This is a genomic window from Bradyrhizobium sp. CSA112, from assembly GCF_029051645.1.
Classification (GTDB): domain Bacteria; phylum Pseudomonadota; class Alphaproteobacteria; order Rhizobiales; family Xanthobacteraceae; genus Bradyrhizobium.
This window is the reverse complement of the sequence record NZ_JAACFS010000042.1, coordinates 26,747-44,018: the sequence shown is the minus strand read 5'-3', so window position 1 is coordinate 44,018 and position 17,272 is coordinate 26,747. Positions and strand designations below refer to the sequence as shown.

Below are 17,272 nucleotides of genomic sequence, written 5' to 3'. Positions count from 1 at the left end.
GCGTGCATGCTCGTGCGGGAATGCTGTTCGCGGTCAGACGTCATCTTCAATCGCCATGAACTTCGATTTGGGCGCATCGCAATTTGGACAACGCCACTTTTCGGGCAACCCGGCAAAAGGCGTTCCCGCTGCAATCTGCGTCGCCTCATCCCCCTCAGCTGGGTCATAGACGATCCAACAGATGCCGCACTCCATGCGCGAGCCGTCTGCGATATCCTTCCGGACGCCACAATTCTCGAAGCTCGTCATTCGAAGTAAGCTTTGATGATTTCTTGCAGGCGTTCGGCGGAATCCCAGAAATCTTCCTCGGCGGCCAACGCAGCCGTTGGCACGCCGCCGACCTCCAGCGTATCCAGAATGATGGTGTCCATGGCATTGAAGAACTGCACCGACCAGACGTTCCGGATGCCCGTCGCAAGCACTCGGCAAGTCCCGTAGCCGCGCGAGCTGAGCTGGATCGGCCCGTTGCCGACGCTTTGCTGCAGAAACGCCTGGTCGACCGGGCTCATCGGCAGCAGGGTGAAGTTGATGATCTGCGAGCGCATGTCCGGCCGCCAGGCCAATGCCCGCTCGCGGATTTCCGCGAGCACCGGCAGCACGTTCATCGCGCCGTCCGGTGCCGCGCCGATCATGAGATCGCTCGACGTCAGGTCGGTTGCGGCGCGCCGCACGATCTCCGGGATCGCACCGACCTCGACATATTCGTGTGCGGCGTCGGTCTCGATGCGCACGCGCCAGATTCCCGCAAGTACCGATTCCTGGATTTGCGCCACGCGGCCACCCGGCAGCGCCACGACGCCGGCGAGCTCGCCCTCCCCAAGCACGTCCGCAATCAGCTTGCGCTCGAGATCGCTGAGATTCCCGAGCCTGAACAGCTGCGTCGGCACGTCGCTCTTCTGGCCGGCAGCGGCAGCCGCGACGGAAGACAACAGCGCGATGGCACTCGGACGGTTCCTTGCCAGCTCGATGCCATTGACCGAAGCGGGCCTCGCGAGCGCACCCGCAGCCGTCAGCCCGCTATGGGCTGAGTCGAGACTTTCCGCGGCGATAGGAAACACGCTCATCGGCTGCTCGCATTTTCTCGGCGGTATGGGGCGCGACCCGGAAACCTGTTTCATGATACGACGTTCCGTTGGTGTGCTGAGGGACGATGCTCAGACGCGCCATTGGCGCGCGGGCGATCAATGAGCTTCGCAATGCGATCGATAGAGATCTCCCGGATCTTGGCGATCATGACGAGTGTCTTTCGCTTGTGCGACGCTTGCGGTCCCCACCTCGGACAGATGGAGCCGCGTCAGATCATGTTTCCCGGGCTGAAAGTCCATCAGCCGCCTCTCTGATAATCCATGGTTCTGCTGGATGAGGTGTAGCAAGGCGCGTGCCAACCATTGCTCTTTCGCGATTGCGTTCCCGCTCGGATCAGCACCTGCTCGACATATTCCACGTGAAGCTCGTTTCGGCTGCAAGTTTGGCTTCTGATTGGCAAAGATGGGCAGGCAGTGTCCGGGAGGCGGCGCCAGGCTAGCGCAGGTGCTCGGGCAGTTGCGGCTCTTGACCGATCAAGTCCGCAAAGAAACGATCACAATTGTCGTCATTGAGGGCCGCATCACGGCCCTCAAGCGCGTCCGCGATAAGCCGCGCTTCGTCGTCATCCAAGAGCCGCACCGCGGTATCGATATGGACAAGCACTTTGGCACCGACCGGCGGCTCGGAGAGCAGCATGACTGAGACGCGCCGCTGTTCATTGGCATATTCGCAAAGCGCCGACATGCCGTCGGTCTCAATAATCGTCATTGGCAAGCCAAGGCACATGGTAATCGGCGAGCCGCTAGATCGGCCGCGCCCTCCTCTCATACTTTGCATGGTCGATGTCGTTCGCGAGCAGACGCTCCGACTCCGGTAGCGGCGCGGTCCGCAGTTTTGCCGGAGAACCCCACTGCGCCAGCAGTTCGCAAGCCAGTTCGATCGCAGGCGCAATCTGAGTGCGCACCGGAGCGGTCAGCGGCCCGCCCCAATCCTCCAGATCAAGTGGCTGACAGCCGATTAGAGCGAGCTCTCGCGGGCAGCGGCCAAGCAGGTCGGCCGCACTTAAGACCTCCTGGAAACCGGTCTGATGCAGGCTCACCTTCTTGGCGCCGGTGAATTTCGGCACCTCCTCGTCTCGCACGAGCTTCAAGTGCCCGGGCGCGAGTCCATAATCGATGGCATCGAACGCGATCAGGCAATCGGCCTCCTCGAGAAAATTGACGAGGTAGAGCCCCTGCGTGCCGCCATCGAGCATGGTGACATTGTCAGGGACGTCGTAGCGGCGGTGGAACTGCTCCACCACCCGCACGCCGAACCCCTCATCGGCCCACAGGATATTGCCGATGCCGAGCACCAGGATCCGTTTCGTATTCTCCGGAGTTGGCATCTGCATCGTCCATCAATCGCGGAATTCGCGCTCGCCAGAAATGATCGAGGAGACGATGCTCTGGCGCGACACGATGTCTTCCCGAACCGCCGTATAGATGTGGATGAGCGCAAACGTCACGATCATCCACAGGCCGAGATGATGCCAGGTGTGGACGTCCTGGCTGTTCGGCCAAATCGAAAACACCCAGCCGAACAGCTTGTACTGCCAGCTGTCGTTGCCGGTGCCCTGCGCGTACAGCGCAAAGCCGCTGACGATCATGAACGCGATCGCCAGCGTAAACATGAAGAACATAGCGAGCTGGGCCAGCGGATTGTGCGCGACATATTTCTTCGGCTCGGCCGCAACGAAAGCGTACCAGCGAATCTCGTGCCACACCTCGCGCCAATAGCTCTTGCGCCAGAGCGGCACATAGAAAATCTGCTTAGCATGGGGGTTGCCCATGAACGCCCAGTAAATGCGGAAGAGGAAGCCGAGCGTGAGCACATAGCCTGCGGAAAAATGCGCAAAGCGGATATAGCCGAACAGGAAATTGTCGCTTGTCTCTCCCGGCATGGTCGGTATCGCACTGCCGATGAAATAACCGGTGAGGCCCAACACCAGGATTGCCGCAGCGTTGATCCAATGCCACAGCCGCACCGGCGCCTCGTAGACGTAGACGACGCCACGCTCGGCGCTGAGGCCGGAGCGTACCGCGTCGGCCGCGACAGCGGCGGTTAGCGCTTGCGGAGATTTGTCCAGCAATGCCGCCTCCCCTAGCGGACCTTGACCGTTGCCATTTCCTGGCCATCCGGCCCCATCACATGGGTCGAGCAGGCCAGGCATGGATCAAAGGAATGGATCGTGCGCAGGATTTCCAGCGGCTTCTCCGGATCAGCGATCGGCGTATCCATCAACGAGGCCTCAAATGCACCGATATTGCCGTTTGGATCACGCGGCGAGCCGTTCCATGTCGTCGGCACGACGCACTGGTAGTTGTCGATCTTGGTCTCCTTGATCTTGATCCAGTGCCCCAGCGCACCACGCGGCGCCTCAGTGAAACCGTAGCCCTTGGCTTCCTTCGGCCAGCTCTCCGGCTTCCATTTATCGACGTTGGCGGTAGCGGTGTCACCCGTTTTGATATGCGCCATAAGCTTGTCCTGGAAATAGCGCATCTGGTGCGCGGCCCATTGGCATTCGAGCGCACGCGCCGCAGTGCGGCCGAGCGTCGAGAAGAGTGCAGCGAAGGGCAGATCGAGCGTCTTCAGCAGCTTCTCGGTCGGTTCCTTGAACTCCGCTTTGCCTTGCACGTAACCTATGATGTATCGCGCCAGCGGTCCCACCTCGACGGAGTTGCCGCGCCAGCGCGGCGCCTTGATCCAGGAATATTTGCCGCCTTCGTCGAGCTCCTTGATGTCGGTCCTGGTGCCCTTGACGTTGGGCCCGAGCTGGAAATTCGGCTCGGTGATACCATCCCAGGGATGCAGCCCCCTGGTTTCATCAGGATATTTGTACCAGGAATGAGCGACGAACTCCTGGATCTGCTCGGGATCGCCGTGATCGATTGGCAGGACTTCGCTGAAATTGCCATTGAGGATCACGCCGCGCGGCTGCTTGAGGTTTTTCGCGGAATAATCATTGGCGTTCTCGGGAATGTCGCCATAGGACATTATGCTCTTAGCCGAGAGACCGCCGCCATAGAGCCAGTCTTTGTAGAAGGAGCCAATCACGGCAACGTCGGGCAGATAAACCTGCTCGACGAATTCGATCGAACGGCAAATGATCGAGGATACGAGGTTCAGCCGCTCCATATTGATGGCGCCCACTGCACCGGTACCATCGACATTGATGGCACAGGCCACGCCACCGACCAGCCAATTCGGATGCGGGTTCTTGCCGCCATAGATGGCGTGGATCTTGACGACGTCCTTCTGGAAGTCGAGCGCTTCCAGATAATGCGCCAAGGCCATCAGGTTCGCTTCCGGCGGAAGCTTATAGGCCGGATGCCCCCAATAGGCATTCTTAAAAGGGCCGAGCTGTCCTGATTCAACGAACTTGGTGAGCCTGATCTGCAGATGCTTGAAATAGCCTGGCGATGATAGAGGCCAGGACGAGACCGATTGCGCCAACGCAGAGGTCGCCTTGGGATCGGCCTTGAGGGCGGAAATCACGTCGACCCAATCCAACGCGTGCAGGTGATAGAAGTGCACAAGATGATCATGCACCTGCAGGCAGAGCTGCATGATATTGCGGATCGAATTAGCATTCTCTGGAATGGTGATGCCCAGCGCGTTCTCCACCGCGCGCACCGAGGTGAGCGCATGTGTGCCGGTGCAGACGCCGCAAATCCGCTCGGTGAACGCCCAGGCATCGCGAGGATCGCGTCCACGCAGGATCGTCTCGATGCCGCGCCACATAGTTCCGGATGAGACCGCGTTGCGGATCACATTGTCGGAATCGAGATTGACCTCCACGCGGAGGTGGCCTTCGACCCGCGTCAGCGGATCGATGACGATGCGTTTGCCGGAATGGTCGAGTTTGAACCCATTGGGTGTCTGGGCGCCCATCGTTGTCCTTCTGAATTCGATTATTGTTCCTGAGCTACGCGGCCCGGTTTACGGGTCAGCCGCTTCGCGGCCGTGACCGCCGCGTGCGCGGCAACGGCTAGGCCGACCGCGCCGGCAGCGGCCATGCCGATCTGATCGGCGTTGGCCTCGATGCCGAATTGCCTGATGGTCGTCAGTCGATCGTAAAATGAGCCCTTGTCCCAGAAGCCGTCTTCGGAGCAGCCGAAACAGCCGTGGCCGGATTGGATCGGGAAGGAAACGCCGCCGTTCCACCGAACGGTCGAGCAGGCGTTGTAGGTGGTCGGCCCCTTGCAGCCCATTTTGTAGAGGCAATAGCCCTTGCGCGCGGACTCGTCGTCCCACCCCTCGACAAACTGGCCGGCGTCGAAATGGGGACGCCTGTAGCACTTGTCGTGGATGCGCTGGGAATAGAACATCTTTGGACGTCCTTGGCGGTCGAGCTCGGGAAGCTTTCCGAACGTCGTGATGAAGGTCACCAAGGCGGTCATGACCTCTGCGATGGGCGGGCAGCCGGGCACCTTGATGATCGGTTTGTTCGTGATCACTTTATCGATCGGCGTCGCCCCAGTCGGGTTGGGCTTGGCCGCCTGCACGCAACCCCAGGACGCACAAGTTCCCCAAGCGATGATCGCCATGGAATCTTCCGCCATCGCCCTGAGCTTTTCGACGAACGGCTTGCCGCCATCAATGCAGAACATGCCGCCTTCGTTCAGCGGCGAATTGCCTTCAACGGCAAGCACATACTCGCCCTTGTACTTGGCGCGGATCTCCTCGAGGATGGCTTCGGCCTGGTGTCCTGCCGCCGCCATGATCAGGGCGTCATAATCCAGCGAGATCATCGACAGCACCACGTCTTTGACCAGCGGATGGGCCGAGCGGATAAAGCTTTCCGAACAGCAGGTGCATTCGAGCCCGTGCATCCAGATCACGGGCACACGCGGCTTTGTCTCCAGCGCGTTGGCAATCTGGCTTGCCGCGAGCGGACCGAGCCCGAGGCTCGTTGCCGTCAAACTGCAGAATTTGTGGAAACTGCGACGCGTGATACCCTGACGTCTGATGACGCCGTAAAACGTTTCCGCTGCCCCGCCCATAAATTCTTCCCGAGATCTGTTATCGACGACTTGCCGACGATCGGGTAGCAAGAAGCAGGCCAAGCCGCGATGACAGCTGCGGCCGCGTCACATCAATTTCTTCTTTGGCTCGTTACTGAAGCAGCGCATTTCGATCAGCTATCTCATTCGCCTCCCACCACTCGACCCAGATCAGATCGCACGTCGCGATGCGTCCGGCGAGACGCGCGGGATGACTACAGATTGTCGAGAACAGTCAGATGTCGCACCTCCTGCGCCAATGGCTGGGAGAGCGGCATGGTCGTGCGGATCTTTTACCGTGTCCCAGCAATCGACGTGCCACCAAGCACGTTGTACGAGCGTTGCTTTAAGAGTGAAAACCATGTGCTTCGCGCCGCGGCGACGGAATACTTGCGCCTCGGCGTCGGTTTCTGGACATACGCGTATTCAACCGGACACGCCGAACACGCCACCACGGAGCATCGAATGACGATGGTCGTCTCTCGACGAGCTCAGTTGCCCCTTTCGGCGGCCGAGCGGGAAGTCAGCGTGGGAGGAGCGACGCTGCTACACATCGCACCAGCTTATAGTTATTCTCGCTGTTGGCCTGATCATGTCAGCCAGTGGTATCGCAATAGGTCGCCGCCGATTGAGCCGTAAGCCTGCAAAGCAGGTCTCTGCGCCGGACAGCTTGGCGCGCCCGCGACGACGCGCAGGATCCCCCGGCGATCGTTCGAGACATTCGGGAGCTCAGTTAGCTCGATGCCGACGCATTCGCGAGCCGGGCGATGTCGATTCCAGAACAGGGGCCGATGGCAACCAAGAATCCGAAGCTTAGAACTACTCCCAGGATGCGATCATGAGCTGTCCTCCTCCGCGGACAGCGTAGCTTCCGCGTTCTCCTGAACATGGCGTAGGGATCGGGGCACCAGCGGCGTCGGCATGGTCGAGTGGACGACCGCCACGCTCGCAACGAGTTGCTACTTCAGCGCGGGCGCCCATCGCCGTCGCATTAACGAGAGAGGGCACGAGCGCTGTCATGAGAAACTAGCGTGACGCGAGGCTACAAGGCGCCTTCCTTGCACGGCGGCGGCGCCGGGAGGTGTTGAGATAGGCATTTTGCTCCGGCTGTGATATTAATCCTTGGTCGCGGTAAAGCGTCCGCGGGCGAATATTCAAGATGTTTCTCGCATTGATAAGCATCTCGGAGATATGGGATGGAAGGGGAAGCCTTTCTTTGGTTGGTCCGGCATGCGGTCGTCGATTCTATCGAAGGAACGATCTCCCCTTCGGGCGCTCCGGCCGATCTCAGCGATCGGGCGCATTTGGAAGCCGTGCGAAGGCGCTTGCCGCGGGACGCCGCAAGCTATGCGAGTCCGTCTCAACGAACTCTCGATACCGCGCGCGCATTTGAGCTTGATCCAATCCCGGTGCCTGAGTTTCGGGAGCAGGACTTCGGGGATTGGACCGGCCGACGTCACGACGATCTCGCCGCTTTCGGAGAAGAAGGGTACGCCGAGTTCTGGAAGGATCCCGCTCGTTCAAGCCCACCCGGCGGCGAGAGCTTCGAAGATCAAATTGCGAGGGTTCGGGATGGACTACGTAAAATAGCTGCTGGTCCAGCAACGCTCGTCGTGCATTCCGGCACTATTCGCGCCGCGCTCTGCGTAGCCCTCGACATCGCACCGCAAGCAGCGTTGCGCTTTGTTATCGATCCGCTGTCGATCACCCGAATTGATCGGCTACGGAACGATTGGCGGATTGTGTCGGTCAATCAGAATGTCGCGTTATGAGCGATTCGGAACGCTGGCTTGCGCGAAGGTCGCCATGCCATTGTGCAGAGCGCATGCAAGCCGCAGGATCGGCAATGCGAGCGCGGCGCCCGATCCCTCCCCTAACCTGAGGTCCAGATTGAACAACGGCTGCACATTCAGGGCCTCAAGAACCAGGCGGTGCCCCTGCTCGGCCGATTGATGCGAGGATAAGAGAAAGGGCCGACACGACGGATTAAGATGCACCGCCGTCAATGCCGCGACGGACACGATGAAACCGTCGATCAGGATCGGGAGGCGACGCTGTGCGGCGGCGATGATCGCGCCCGTAATCGCAGCAGTTTCGAGACCGCCGACCGCACATAGGATGTGTTCGGGAGAAGCAGGTGGTCTCGTGAGACCATGACAATCCAGCGCTGCGTCAATCAAGTGCGCCTTCCGCGCACGACCGGCTGCATCGATGCCGGTCCCGCTGCCGGTCATCTGTGCGGCGCTCACGCCAAGCAAGGCCGCGGCGATGGCCGCCGAAGTCGTGGTATTGCCGATGCCCATGTCGCCAACGATCAGAAGATCAGGCTCTGTTGCGGCGGCGCGTGCGACCGCGCGCTTGCCGCAGTCGACGGCGAAGGCGACCTCCACCAACTCAAGCGCCGCTTCCTTGCTGAAGTCCCTGGTGCCCCGGCGCGGCTTGTCAGTCACGACGCCCGGGATCGGTTGTTCGGCGAGCGTTCCAGCATCGACGATCTCGAGACTTGAGCCCAGCTCGCCCGCAAGGACGGAGATCGCTGCGCCGCCCGACGCGAAATTCGACATCATCGCGATCGTTACTTCCTGAGGATAGGCCGATACCCCCTGGGCGACGATACCGTGGTCGCCTGCAAAGACGATGATCGGCACGCGCTCGGCCTGAGGCCGCTCCGTTTGTTGCAGGCCGGCGAGTTCGGTCGCCACTTGCTCGAGCCGGCCGAGCGCGCCGGCCGGCTTGGTGAGTTGAGCCTGACGGGCCAGCGCCGCATCGCGATGGGCGGTCGAGATGCCCGGGCACTCTTGATAGACCCACTCGGGTAGCATGCTGTTCTGCCTCTGATGCTGGCGTTAACGATACGGACGGGCTCTCGCCCGAGCGCGCTATGACCGGCGCTTGAGGATGTAACTGTCCATGATCCAGCCATGCCTTTCGCGCGCCTGCCGCCGCGCGGCGACGATGCGTGGGCCCTCCTCGGCCAGCTCACCTGACATGGTGATCTGGTCGGGCATGCCGAGATAGGCGCCCCACCAGATGTGCAGTCCTCCCGGGTCGAGCGACTGGAACGCCGCGCCGCCATCGAGCATGACGACCACGGTGTCCGTGCCGTGCGGCCAGCCGCCTTCGCGCAGCCGCCGCCCTGTTGTCACCAGAAAAGGTTCGCCGATGTCGTTCAGCGGCAACGAGTGCGCAGCGCAAAGCGCCTGGATTGACGTGATGCCTGGCACCACCTCGATCGTCGGCAACGGATCGAGCCTGCGAGCGATCCGCAGGCTGGAGTCGTATAGCGAAGGATCGCCCCAGATCAGCAGAGCAACGCGCCCGTCACTACCGAGATGGTCCGCAATTTCGCGCGACCAGCTTGCGGCGACGGCGTCGTGCCATTCGTCCACGCCCTTGTGGTAGTCCTCCTGCCCGGCGTCACGCACGGGCAGATCGAACTCGGCGACGCGCGTGCGACCGTTGGTGAGAACTCGCTCGCAAATGGTTCGGCGCAGGTCGGCGAGATCGGATTTCGCCGTGCCTTTGCGCGGAATCAGGACGAGGTCAGCTGCGTTGATCGCACGGATCGCGGCAAGCGTAAGCTGCTCGGGATCGCCGCAACCAATGCCTATCAGGAAGAGCGTTTGCATCTTGTCGCGCGCAAGGGGTGGCCGCGACTTGCGACCGCCCCCCACGTCATCTCTAGGCCGCGTTGTGCAGGCGATAGGTAACAAGACCGTCTGCGGTGATGCCCCGCATCGACTTCGCCAGCGCCAGCACGGCCAAATCGGCCAGCGGCTCGATCACGATGACGAGCGCATAGGACGCGGCAAAGGACGCGATGGCGCTAAGGTTCTCGGCCGCAAAACCAGCGCCGTAGACAGCCCAGAAGGCGACCCATGCCACAATGCCGGATTGATAGGCGGTCGAAAGCGCGAATGCCTGGCGATACTGCAGGTCAACATAGGCGGTGTTGCGGGGAATGATGCGCTCGGCAAGCGCTCGGATCGCAAATAGCGGCACCAACAGCGTGGTCACGTTCATGCCGTATTGCGGCAGATCCGTTGGCACAAAGAACAGCCCCTGAAACAAGAGACCGAGCGCCAGCCCGAACGCGGCCGGCGCCGCGCCGAAAAGCAGGAACAGCGTCGAGCCGAGAATGAAATGCACCTCCGAGACCCCGACCCGGAAATGCGGCAGCAACTCGAAAAACGAGAAGACCAGGACCGTTGTCGCGACGGTGCGCACCGCCAATGAAACGATCCCCTGCTCGCGCACTGTTTCGGCCGCGAGCTTGAGGGCGCAGCCGGCGGCGGCTGCCCCGGTCGCGTAACTCAGCACGAGCTTGGCGCCTGTAACGATTTCCGGTTCGATATGCATGATTTACATCCCTCCTGCCGTCACACCCGACGGCGTTGGCGTCAAAAACTGCAGGGCCGGTCTCCTGGCTCGCGGTTCGAAACGGACCTCCAGCCTTCCCGGGCTTGACGGCCCAGTGGCGGATCGGAGTCCCTCACCGCTTACAGTCGCGGGGGCGGCCGGGGCTTCAGGCGCCGCAATTGGGTCCGCCCTACCCCATTCCCGATTATGCTCCGGCGCTTTGCGCCGGTTCGAGCACCATGCCTGTTCTGTGTGCCCCTTCCGATGAGGCGGCGTCAAGTGGCTCGCGAGGGCGGACGACGGCATCACGGATACTCTCCCGCCAGCGCGCCGAACGCCGTCGTTGCAGGGCCGGCTTGCGCGAGCTGCTCGGCGAGCTTCGCGATCGTCGTGCGGACAAGCCGTTGTTCGGCATGGCCGAGAGACTCGGCAAACAGCGCCGCTGTGTCGGGGGCCATGCCGTGCTCAATCAGCTTCGCCGCGAGGGCCGGGAATGTGCGCTTGCCCATATAGACCACGGTCGCCGATTCCGGATCGGTGAGCGCTGCCCAATTGAGATTTGCAGGCAACTGTCCGGCGACATCAGCTCCGGTCACGAACTGGACGCGGCGCGAGGTGTGCCGTCGGGTAAGCGGAATGCCGGCGTGCGCTGCCGCAACGCAGGCCGAGGTGACACCGGGAATGATCTCGTAGCCGATGCCCGCCGCGCGCAGCGCCTCGATCTCCTCTTCAAGTCGCCCGAAGATGCCGGCGTCTCCCGATTTCAAGCGGACCACGCGGGCACCCGCGGCCGCGTAGTCGATCAGCAGCCGGTTGACATGCTCCTGTTTGGCCGAAGGCCGGCCCGCCCGCTTGCCAACCGCCACCAGATTGGCCCCGGGGCGGGCGTGATCGAGGATCGCGCCCGAGGCAAGGTCGTCATACAACACGACGTCGGCGGCGCGCAGACACGCGGCCGCCTTGAGCGTTAGGAGCTCAGGATCGCCGGGACCGGCCGAGACAAAGGAAACAAGGCTGCTCACGTATCCTCCGCAATAAGGTGGAAGAACGTACCGGTGACGAAACCGCGCCGCGAGCCGGTTTCCGCAACGACCGCGCCGGTCGCGTCGCGCACGACGGCCAAGGGTGTATCGGGCTGCGAGACAATCGTGGAGTAGTGAAATTCGTGGCCGCGAAGCCGTGCGCCCCGCCCATGCCCGGGCATCGGCTCAGTGAGCTCCGCGAGCCGGTAGCCCAGATGCATGCGGCGCTGGGCAAAACTGGTCTCCAGTCCGAGCAATCCCGTCATCTCGTGGCGTGCGTCGTTGGCGTCGGTCAAGGCGGTGCCCAGCACCATATAGCCGCCGCACTCGCCATGCACCGGCCGCGTCTCGGCAAAGGACTTTAGCGCGCGGCGAAATCGCGTGTTGGCCGCCAGCCGGCCGGCATGCAATTCCGGATAGCCGCCCGGCAGCCAGCAAACGTCGGCCCCGACGTCGGGACCTTCGTCGCCGAGCGGCGAGAAGGTTGAGATCTCGGCACCGGCGGCGCGCCAGGCCTCGAGCATGTGTGGATAGACGAACGAAAATGCGGCGTCGCGCGCCAGCGCGATGCGCTGGCCGGGTGGCTTGACGTTTTCACTGCGCGCGGCGAGCTGCGGTGACCAGGCGCATGCCGATTGTAGCACTGCGTCGAGATCGACATGCTCGGTGACGAAGCGCGCGGCTTCGGCGATCAGGCCGCCTACCTCTGCCTGCTCCTCGGCCTGCACCAGGCCAAGGTGCCGCTTCGGCAAGGCGATCGCGGCGTGGCGCGGTAATGCGCCGAACACAGCAATGCCTGTGGCCGCCAGTGCGCGACGCACAAGGTCTTCGTGCCGGGCGCTGGCGACACGGTTGAGAACGACGCCCGCAAGACGCACACCGGCACGGAAATCGCGCAGTCCCGCAACCACAGCCGCGGCGGTTTGCGCCTGTCCGGAAGGATCGATCATGAGCAGGACCGGCCAGCCCATCATCTCGGCAATATCGGCGGTGGCACCGATGCCCGAGACGCCCCGCGCGGCAACGCCATCGAACAGGCCCATCGAACCTTCAGCCAGAACGATGTCCGCATCCGCCGCGCGCGAGGCGAGCGCTTCGATCGCCTCGCGACGCATGGCCCAGCTGTCGATATTGACCGAGGCGCGCCCCGTGGCGGCCGCATGAAAGGCGGGATCGATGTAGTCCGGTCCGCTCTTGAAGCACTGGACCTTCTGCCCGCGATCGCGATAGGCGCGCGCCAGCGCCAGCGTCAGCGTCGTCTTGCCAACACCGGATGCCGGCGCGGAGATGACGAGGCTCGCCGCCATCACGATGCCTGCGGAAAGCGCGGCGTCGGCCCGAGGGGCCGATAGCGGCGGTCATAGTCGGCGGCATAGAGACGACTCTCGCTAAACTCCTCCGTACCTAACGTCCGGCCAACCAGGATGAGCGCGGTGCGCTCGAGCTCGGTGCCAACCGCCGCATTGAGGGTACCCAGCGTTGCGCGAATAATGCGCTGGTCCGGCCAGCTCGCGCGCCAGACGATCGCTACCGGGCAGTCCGGTCCGTAATGCGGCGTGAGCTCATCAATCACCTTGGGAAGCAGATGGATCGAGAGATGGATGGCGAGCACCGCACCGGTCGCGGCGAAGGCAGCGAGCCTTTCGCCTTCGGGCATCGCGCTTGCCCTGCCCGGCGTTCGCGTCAGCACGACGGACTGCGCAAGACCCGGCAGCGTGAGTTCAGCCTCGAAAGCCGCTGCGGCGGCGGAAAAGGCCGGCACGCCCGGCGTGATTGAATAGGGAATTTGCAGCGCGCGAAGGCGGCGCAATTGCTCGCCCATCGCCGACCAGATCGAGAGATCTCCGGAATGCAGCCTTGCGATGTTCTTGCCCTCACGATGCGCGGTGACGATCTCCGACATGATGTCGTCGAGTGACAGCGGAGCGGTATTCACGATCCGCGCTCCCTCTGGGCAGTACGCAAGAACGCCCTCGGGCACAAGCGAACCGGCATAGAGGCAGACGGGACAGGCGGCGATAAGATCGCGTCCGCGCAAGGTGAGTAGGTCGGCTGCGCCCGGCCCGGCGCCGATGAAGTGCACCGTCATTCACCGTCTCCTTCCGCGATCGCTGCGGTCGCAGTCCGATCCTGCGAAACCGTCCGCATCGAAATCAGGCGCGCTCCACGGCCTGCCACAGCCAGCGCCGCGGCTTCGGCCAGGGAACCCGTGCCAAACTTCACCTTGATGAATTCGGACTGTGTGGACGTGGCAATGCCGGCCAGCACATCGACTGGAACAGGTCTGATCGGCACGTTGAGTTCACGTGCCAGCAATTTGAGCGCGGCCGTTTCGGCCTTGTTGCTGACAGTTGCGACCGCCGCAATACCGTCAGGACCTCCCGCGGCGGCGAGCGCTTCGCGCAGCGCAGCAAGTGTGACGTCACGCTTGAATCCCAAACCTGCGATCTTCACCTCACGACACTCCATTGCACGACCGGCCGCGCCGCTTCCCAGGAACGATAGCGGCCGAGGCCACCCGCATGCGCAATCTCGACCCGCATCAACTCGCCGCCGTGGCGTTGGTGCAAGTCCGAGAGCAGCGCCTCCGTCTCAAGCGTCACGGCATGCGCAACTATCCGCGTTCCCGGCCCAATGAGCGACCAGACGGCATCGAACATCGCGGCGTCGAGCCCTCCACCCATGAAGGCGGCCTGCGGCCTCTCAAGGCCTGAGAGGATATCAGGCGCGGTCCCCTCGACGACCCTGATCCGATGTGTCAGGCCGAAGGCCGCCGTATTGCTGCGGATATTCGCTGCGCGATCGGCCCGCGCTTCTACTGCAATCGCCGTCCCACCACACAAGGCCCATTCCACCGAGATCGAGCCTGAGCCGGCGCCGATGTCCCACAGCCTCTCGCCCGGCTTCGGCCCGAGCGCGGACAGTGCGAGCGCGCGCATCGGCCGCTTGGTGATCTGGCCTTCATGCACGAACAGCGTGTCGGGGAGGCCAGAGCTGCGCGACAGGCCGTCCGATCCGCTGGCCTCCAAGGCGATGGCCACCAGGCCCGCACCCGGATCGGCCGTATAGCTGTCGGCGCGATGTGGCGTCACGGATTCGCGCGGGCCGCCCAGCGCAGTGAGAGTCCACAACCGTGATTCGCCCCAGCCGCGCGCCGTCAACCATTCAGCCAGATCGCCGGCCGCCTTGCCGTCGCGCACGAGACATATGATGCGCGCTTCGCGTGCCAGATGCGGCACCAGGCATTCAAATGGCGCTGCATGAAACCCAAGGCAGGTTACGGTCTCAAGGCGCCAGCCGAGCCGCGCCGCCGCCAGCGAGAATGTTGACGGTGCGGAATGGGCGATCCATTCGCCAGCAGGCAGTTTCTGCGCGAGACTGGTTCCGACGCCGTACCAGAACGGATCGCCCGAGGCGAGCACCGCCGTCGGACGGCCGCGACAAGCCAGCACGCAGTCCGTATCGAACGGTACCGGCCAGGGACGGCCGTGGTCGGTAACGCCTGCCAGCGCGAGATGCCGTTGGCCGCCAAAGACCATCTCGGCGTCCCCAAGCGCCTTTCGGCTTGCTTCGGAGAGGCCGGCAAGGCCATCTTCGCCAATGCCGATAATGGTCAGCCAGGGATTACCCATGATACGCGCCCTCATTCTGGGCGGGACGAGCGATGCCAATCTGCTCGCGAACGCTGCGGCATGCGCGGGGCTCGACGCGATCTATTCCTTCGGGGGCCGCACCCGCGCCCCTGCGCACCAGCCGCTGCCGACCCGCATCGGCGGCTTCGGCGGCGCGAGCGGCCTTGCCGAATACATTTGTCGAAAAGGAATCTCGCATGTCGTCGACGCGACTCATCCCTTTGCGGCCGAGATGAGCCGCAACGCGGTTGCGGCGTGCGAGGCAACCGGAACACCGCTTATCGCGCTCGAGCGCGCCGCCTGGGCAAAAGCGGCCGGCGACCATTGGGTCGAGGTCGCTGGTATCACCTCCGCTGTGGCGGCGTTGCCACAGAATCGCGCGCGGGTGTTTCTTGCGATCGGCCGGCAGCACATCGCAGCCTTCGGCACCAAGCCGCAGCACGCCTACACTTTGAGATTTGTCGATCCTCCCGATGGGCCGCTGCCGTTTCCGGATGCCGATGTCATCGTATCGCGTGGACCATTCACGCTCGCCGGCGAATTGGAGATGATGTGCGCGCGCGGTATCGAATGGATCGTTGCCCGCAATTCCGGGGGAACGGGCGCGCATGCCAAAATCGACGCCGCGCGCCAACTCGGCCTTCCCGTCATTATGCTCACGCGACCCGAATTGCCCGACAGGCTGCGGGCGGAAGACGTAGCCGAGGTCATGCAATGGCTCGGTCATCGGGCATGCCTCGGCGCATAGACCCAGCGACCGACGCGGCGTGTCGCGGAATTGCCGACGATGACAAGCGTTTTCATGTCGGCCATCTCCGGCTGCGCCTCGTGCAACATCAGCGTTTCAATTCGCTCCTCAGGCGTGCTGACAGCGTGCGCGAAGATCACGAGGCGTTCGCCGCAACCTGCCTCCTTCAGAACCGAAAGTGCGCGTCCAAAACCCTCGGGCCGGCTCGCCGAACGCGGATTGTACATCGCGATCGCGAAGTCGGCTTCGGCGGCAAGCCGCAGGCGCTTCTCGATCATCGGCCACGGCTTCAGATTGTCGGAGAGATTGATCGCGCAAAAGTCGTGGCCGAGCGGCGCACCGGCGCACGCGGCCGCTGCCAGCATTGCGGTCACGCCGGGCAGAACGCGGATTGGAAGCCCTTGCCATTGCGGCGAGGCCTCGAGTGCTTCGAACACGGCGGAAGCCATCGCGAACACGCCGGGATCGCCGGCGGAAACCATGACGACGTGGCGTCCTTCCGATGCCAGCCGCAAGGCATCGCCTGCGCGCTGCAGCTCCATGCGATTGTCCGACGGATGCAGCGTAAGCCCCTCGCGAGGGGTTACGCGCGCAACATAGGGCACATAGCCGAGTATGTCGGTCGCCATAGCGAGCGCAGCGGAGACTTCCGGCGTGACCAGCGCCTCGTCGCCCGGCCCAAGTCCCGCGATGGTCAATGTGCCGGTCATTCCGCTGCCTCCATCCGTCGCCCCTGCCCATGCACGAGCACGATCGCGAAATAAGGACACTCGGTCTCGTCCACTTCGTTCAGCCGCGCGACGCGCTCGCCCGGCATGGTGCCGCGTTCGATCAGCCATGCCTCACCAAGGCGGCCGGCGGCCGCCAGCGCGCGGCGCACCTTCTTCAGGTTGCGCCCGGTCTTCATGATGACGAGCGCGTCGGAATTGCGCACGCGCCGTTCGAGCTCGTTTTCCGGCAGCGTGCCCATCAGCACCGTCATCACATCGTCGCCAAGGGCGATCGGCAGGCCGACCGAATTCCAGCAGCCGGCCATGCCGGGAATGCCTGCGATCACCTCGATCTCAACTCGACCCTGCAGACGCGCGTGCAGGTGCATGAAGGAACCATAGAAATAGGGATCGCCCTCGCAGAGCACGACGATATCCACTGCACGGGCGAGCCGCGCAAGACGCTCCGCCCACTCGTCATAAAAGCCGGCAAGGAGGCGAACATATTCCGGATTATCGAAGGCGATCTCCGTGGTGACCGGATATTCCATTGGATATTCGCAGACATCCTTTGCCAGCATGCCCTCGACGATACGCCGGGCCTGGCCAGGGCGTCCCTTCTTCCGGAAATAGGCAACATGCTTGGCCGCACGGACCTCGCGATCGGCGCGCACACTCATCAAGTCCGGATTGCCCGGCCCGAGGCCGCAGCAGATGATACGCCCCATGG

General features: G+C 63.1%; 19 protein-coding genes and 1 riboswitch. Of the genes, 2 read left to right on the top strand and 17 right to left on the bottom strand.

Going from position 1 to position 17,272, the window contains the following annotated elements; translation table 11 throughout:
* Nucleotides 1-33: 33 nt before the first annotated feature.
* The 7 genes from GWE18_RS36920 to GWE18_RS36890 form a co-directional block, all read right to left on the bottom strand.
* Nucleotides 34-249, bottom strand: a complete 216-nt coding sequence (locus GWE18_RS36920) for a rubredoxin (RefSeq protein ID WP_057902165.1) — start codon at nucleotides 247-249, stop codon at nucleotides 34-36.
* Nucleotides 246-1,064 (bottom strand): hydrogenase expression/formation protein, encoded by an 819-nt coding sequence (locus tag GWE18_RS36915; protein ID WP_275190551.1) that lies wholly within the window; start codon nucleotides 1,062-1,064, stop codon nucleotides 246-248. Before GWE18_RS36915 ends, GWE18_RS36920 begins: the two co-directional genes overlap by 4 nt.
* 457 nt (nucleotides 1,065-1,521) lie before the next feature.
* Nucleotides 1,522-1,812 carry a HypC/HybG/HupF family hydrogenase formation chaperone gene (locus GWE18_RS36910; RefSeq protein ID WP_057854116.1) on the bottom strand — a complete coding sequence of 97 codons (291 nt, stop codon included), beginning with the start codon at nucleotides 1,810-1,812 and terminating at the stop codon, nucleotides 1,522-1,524.
* Between the two features lie 16 nt (nucleotides 1,813-1,828).
* A complete protein-coding gene (locus GWE18_RS36905; protein ID WP_057854150.1) occupies nucleotides 1,829-2,413 on the bottom strand; it encodes a HyaD/HybD family hydrogenase maturation endopeptidase in 585 nt (194 codons plus the stop codon).
* Nucleotides 2,414-2,425: 12 nt separating this feature from the next.
* Nucleotides 2,426-3,157, bottom strand: a complete 732-nt coding sequence (gene cybH / locus GWE18_RS36900; RefSeq protein ID WP_057854117.1) for a Ni/Fe-hydrogenase, b-type cytochrome subunit — start codon at nucleotides 3,155-3,157, stop codon at nucleotides 2,426-2,428.
* 11 nt (nucleotides 3,158-3,168) lie between these two features.
* A complete protein-coding gene (locus GWE18_RS36895; protein ID WP_057854118.1) occupies nucleotides 3,169-4,959 on the bottom strand; it encodes a nickel-dependent hydrogenase large subunit in 1,791 nt (596 codons plus the stop codon).
* A gap of 20 nt (nucleotides 4,960-4,979) precedes the next feature.
* Complete coding sequence (locus tag GWE18_RS36890; RefSeq protein ID WP_213253889.1) at nucleotides 4,980-6,071, bottom strand: hydrogenase small subunit; 1,092 nt, start codon at nucleotides 6,069-6,071, stop codon at nucleotides 4,980-4,982.
* Between the two features lie 1,196 nt (nucleotides 6,072-7,267).
* On the opposite strand from GWE18_RS36890, the gene GWE18_RS36885 reads away from it, so the two are divergent.
* Nucleotides 7,268-7,843, top strand: coding sequence for a histidine phosphatase family protein (locus tag GWE18_RS36885; protein ID WP_213253890.1), 576 nt, complete (start codon nucleotides 7,268-7,270; stop codon nucleotides 7,841-7,843).
* Here the strand turns inward: GWE18_RS36885 and cobT are convergent.
* The 8 genes from cobT to cbiE form a co-directional block, all read right to left on the bottom strand.
* Nucleotides 7,838-8,893, bottom strand: coding sequence for a nicotinate-nucleotide--dimethylbenzimidazole phosphoribosyltransferase (cobT, locus tag GWE18_RS36880; RefSeq protein ID WP_213253891.1), 1,056 nt, complete (start codon nucleotides 8,891-8,893; stop codon nucleotides 7,838-7,840). The two genes, GWE18_RS36885 and cobT, sit on opposite strands and share 6 nt — an antisense overlap.
* A gap of 57 nt (nucleotides 8,894-8,950) precedes the next feature.
* A complete protein-coding gene (cobF, locus tag GWE18_RS36875; protein WP_213253892.1) occupies nucleotides 8,951-9,700 on the bottom strand; it encodes a precorrin-6A synthase (deacetylating) in 750 nt (249 codons plus the stop codon).
* 52 nt (nucleotides 9,701-9,752) lie between these two features.
* On the bottom strand, nucleotides 9,753-10,430 hold the full coding sequence (locus tag GWE18_RS36870; protein WP_275190550.1) for an energy-coupling factor ABC transporter permease: 678 nt from the start codon (nucleotides 10,428-10,430) through the stop codon (nucleotides 9,753-9,755).
* 36 nt (nucleotides 10,431-10,466) lie between these two features.
* A riboswitch (cobalamin riboswitch) is annotated at nucleotides 10,467-10,687 on the bottom strand.
* 48 nt (nucleotides 10,688-10,735) lie between these two features.
* A complete protein-coding gene (cobA, locus tag GWE18_RS36865) occupies nucleotides 10,736-11,452 on the bottom strand; it encodes a uroporphyrinogen-III C-methyltransferase (RefSeq protein ID WP_275190549.1) in 717 nt (238 codons plus the stop codon).
* Nucleotides 11,449-12,759: a cobyrinate a,c-diamide synthase gene (locus tag GWE18_RS36860; protein WP_213253895.1), complete on the bottom strand. Its 1,311-nt coding sequence runs from the start codon at nucleotides 12,757-12,759 to the stop codon at nucleotides 11,449-11,451. The genes cobA and GWE18_RS36860 overlap by 4 nt, the downstream gene beginning before the upstream one ends.
* Nucleotides 12,759-13,541: a precorrin-4 C(11)-methyltransferase gene (cobM, locus tag GWE18_RS36855; RefSeq protein WP_275190548.1), complete on the bottom strand. Its 783-nt coding sequence runs from the start codon at nucleotides 13,539-13,541 to the stop codon at nucleotides 12,759-12,761. Before cobM ends, GWE18_RS36860 begins: the two co-directional genes overlap by 1 nt.
* Nucleotides 13,538-13,906, bottom strand: coding sequence for a cobalamin biosynthesis protein (locus GWE18_RS36850; protein ID WP_057854126.1), 369 nt, complete (start codon nucleotides 13,904-13,906; stop codon nucleotides 13,538-13,540). The genes cobM and GWE18_RS36850 overlap by 4 nt, the downstream gene beginning before the upstream one ends.
* On the bottom strand, nucleotides 13,903-15,084 hold the full coding sequence (cbiE, locus tag GWE18_RS36845; RefSeq protein ID WP_275190547.1) for a precorrin-6y C5,15-methyltransferase (decarboxylating) subunit CbiE: 1,182 nt from the start codon (nucleotides 15,082-15,084) through the stop codon (nucleotides 13,903-13,905). Before cbiE ends, GWE18_RS36850 begins: the two co-directional genes overlap by 4 nt.
* Between cbiE and GWE18_RS36840 the strand changes: the two genes are divergently transcribed.
* The gene (locus GWE18_RS36840) at nucleotides 15,083-15,832 is read left to right on the top strand and encodes a cobalt-precorrin-6A reductase (protein ID WP_275190546.1); all 750 of its coding nucleotides are present in this window, start codon (nucleotides 15,083-15,085) and stop codon (nucleotides 15,830-15,832) included. The two genes, cbiE and GWE18_RS36840, sit on opposite strands and share 2 nt — an antisense overlap.
* Here GWE18_RS36840 and cobJ read toward each other — a convergent pair.
* Both cobJ and GWE18_RS36830 read right to left on the bottom strand, forming a co-directional pair.
* Complete coding sequence (gene cobJ, locus GWE18_RS36835; protein WP_213253897.1) at nucleotides 15,808-16,542, bottom strand: precorrin-3B C(17)-methyltransferase; 735 nt, start codon at nucleotides 16,540-16,542, stop codon at nucleotides 15,808-15,810. The genes GWE18_RS36840 and cobJ overlap by 25 nt on opposite strands.
* Nucleotides 16,539-17,270 (bottom strand): precorrin-2 C(20)-methyltransferase, encoded by a 732-nt coding sequence (locus GWE18_RS36830; RefSeq protein ID WP_275190545.1) that lies wholly within the window; start codon nucleotides 17,268-17,270, stop codon nucleotides 16,539-16,541. The genes cobJ and GWE18_RS36830 overlap by 4 nt, the downstream gene beginning before the upstream one ends.
* Between the last annotated feature and the right edge of the window lie 2 nt (nucleotides 17,271-17,272).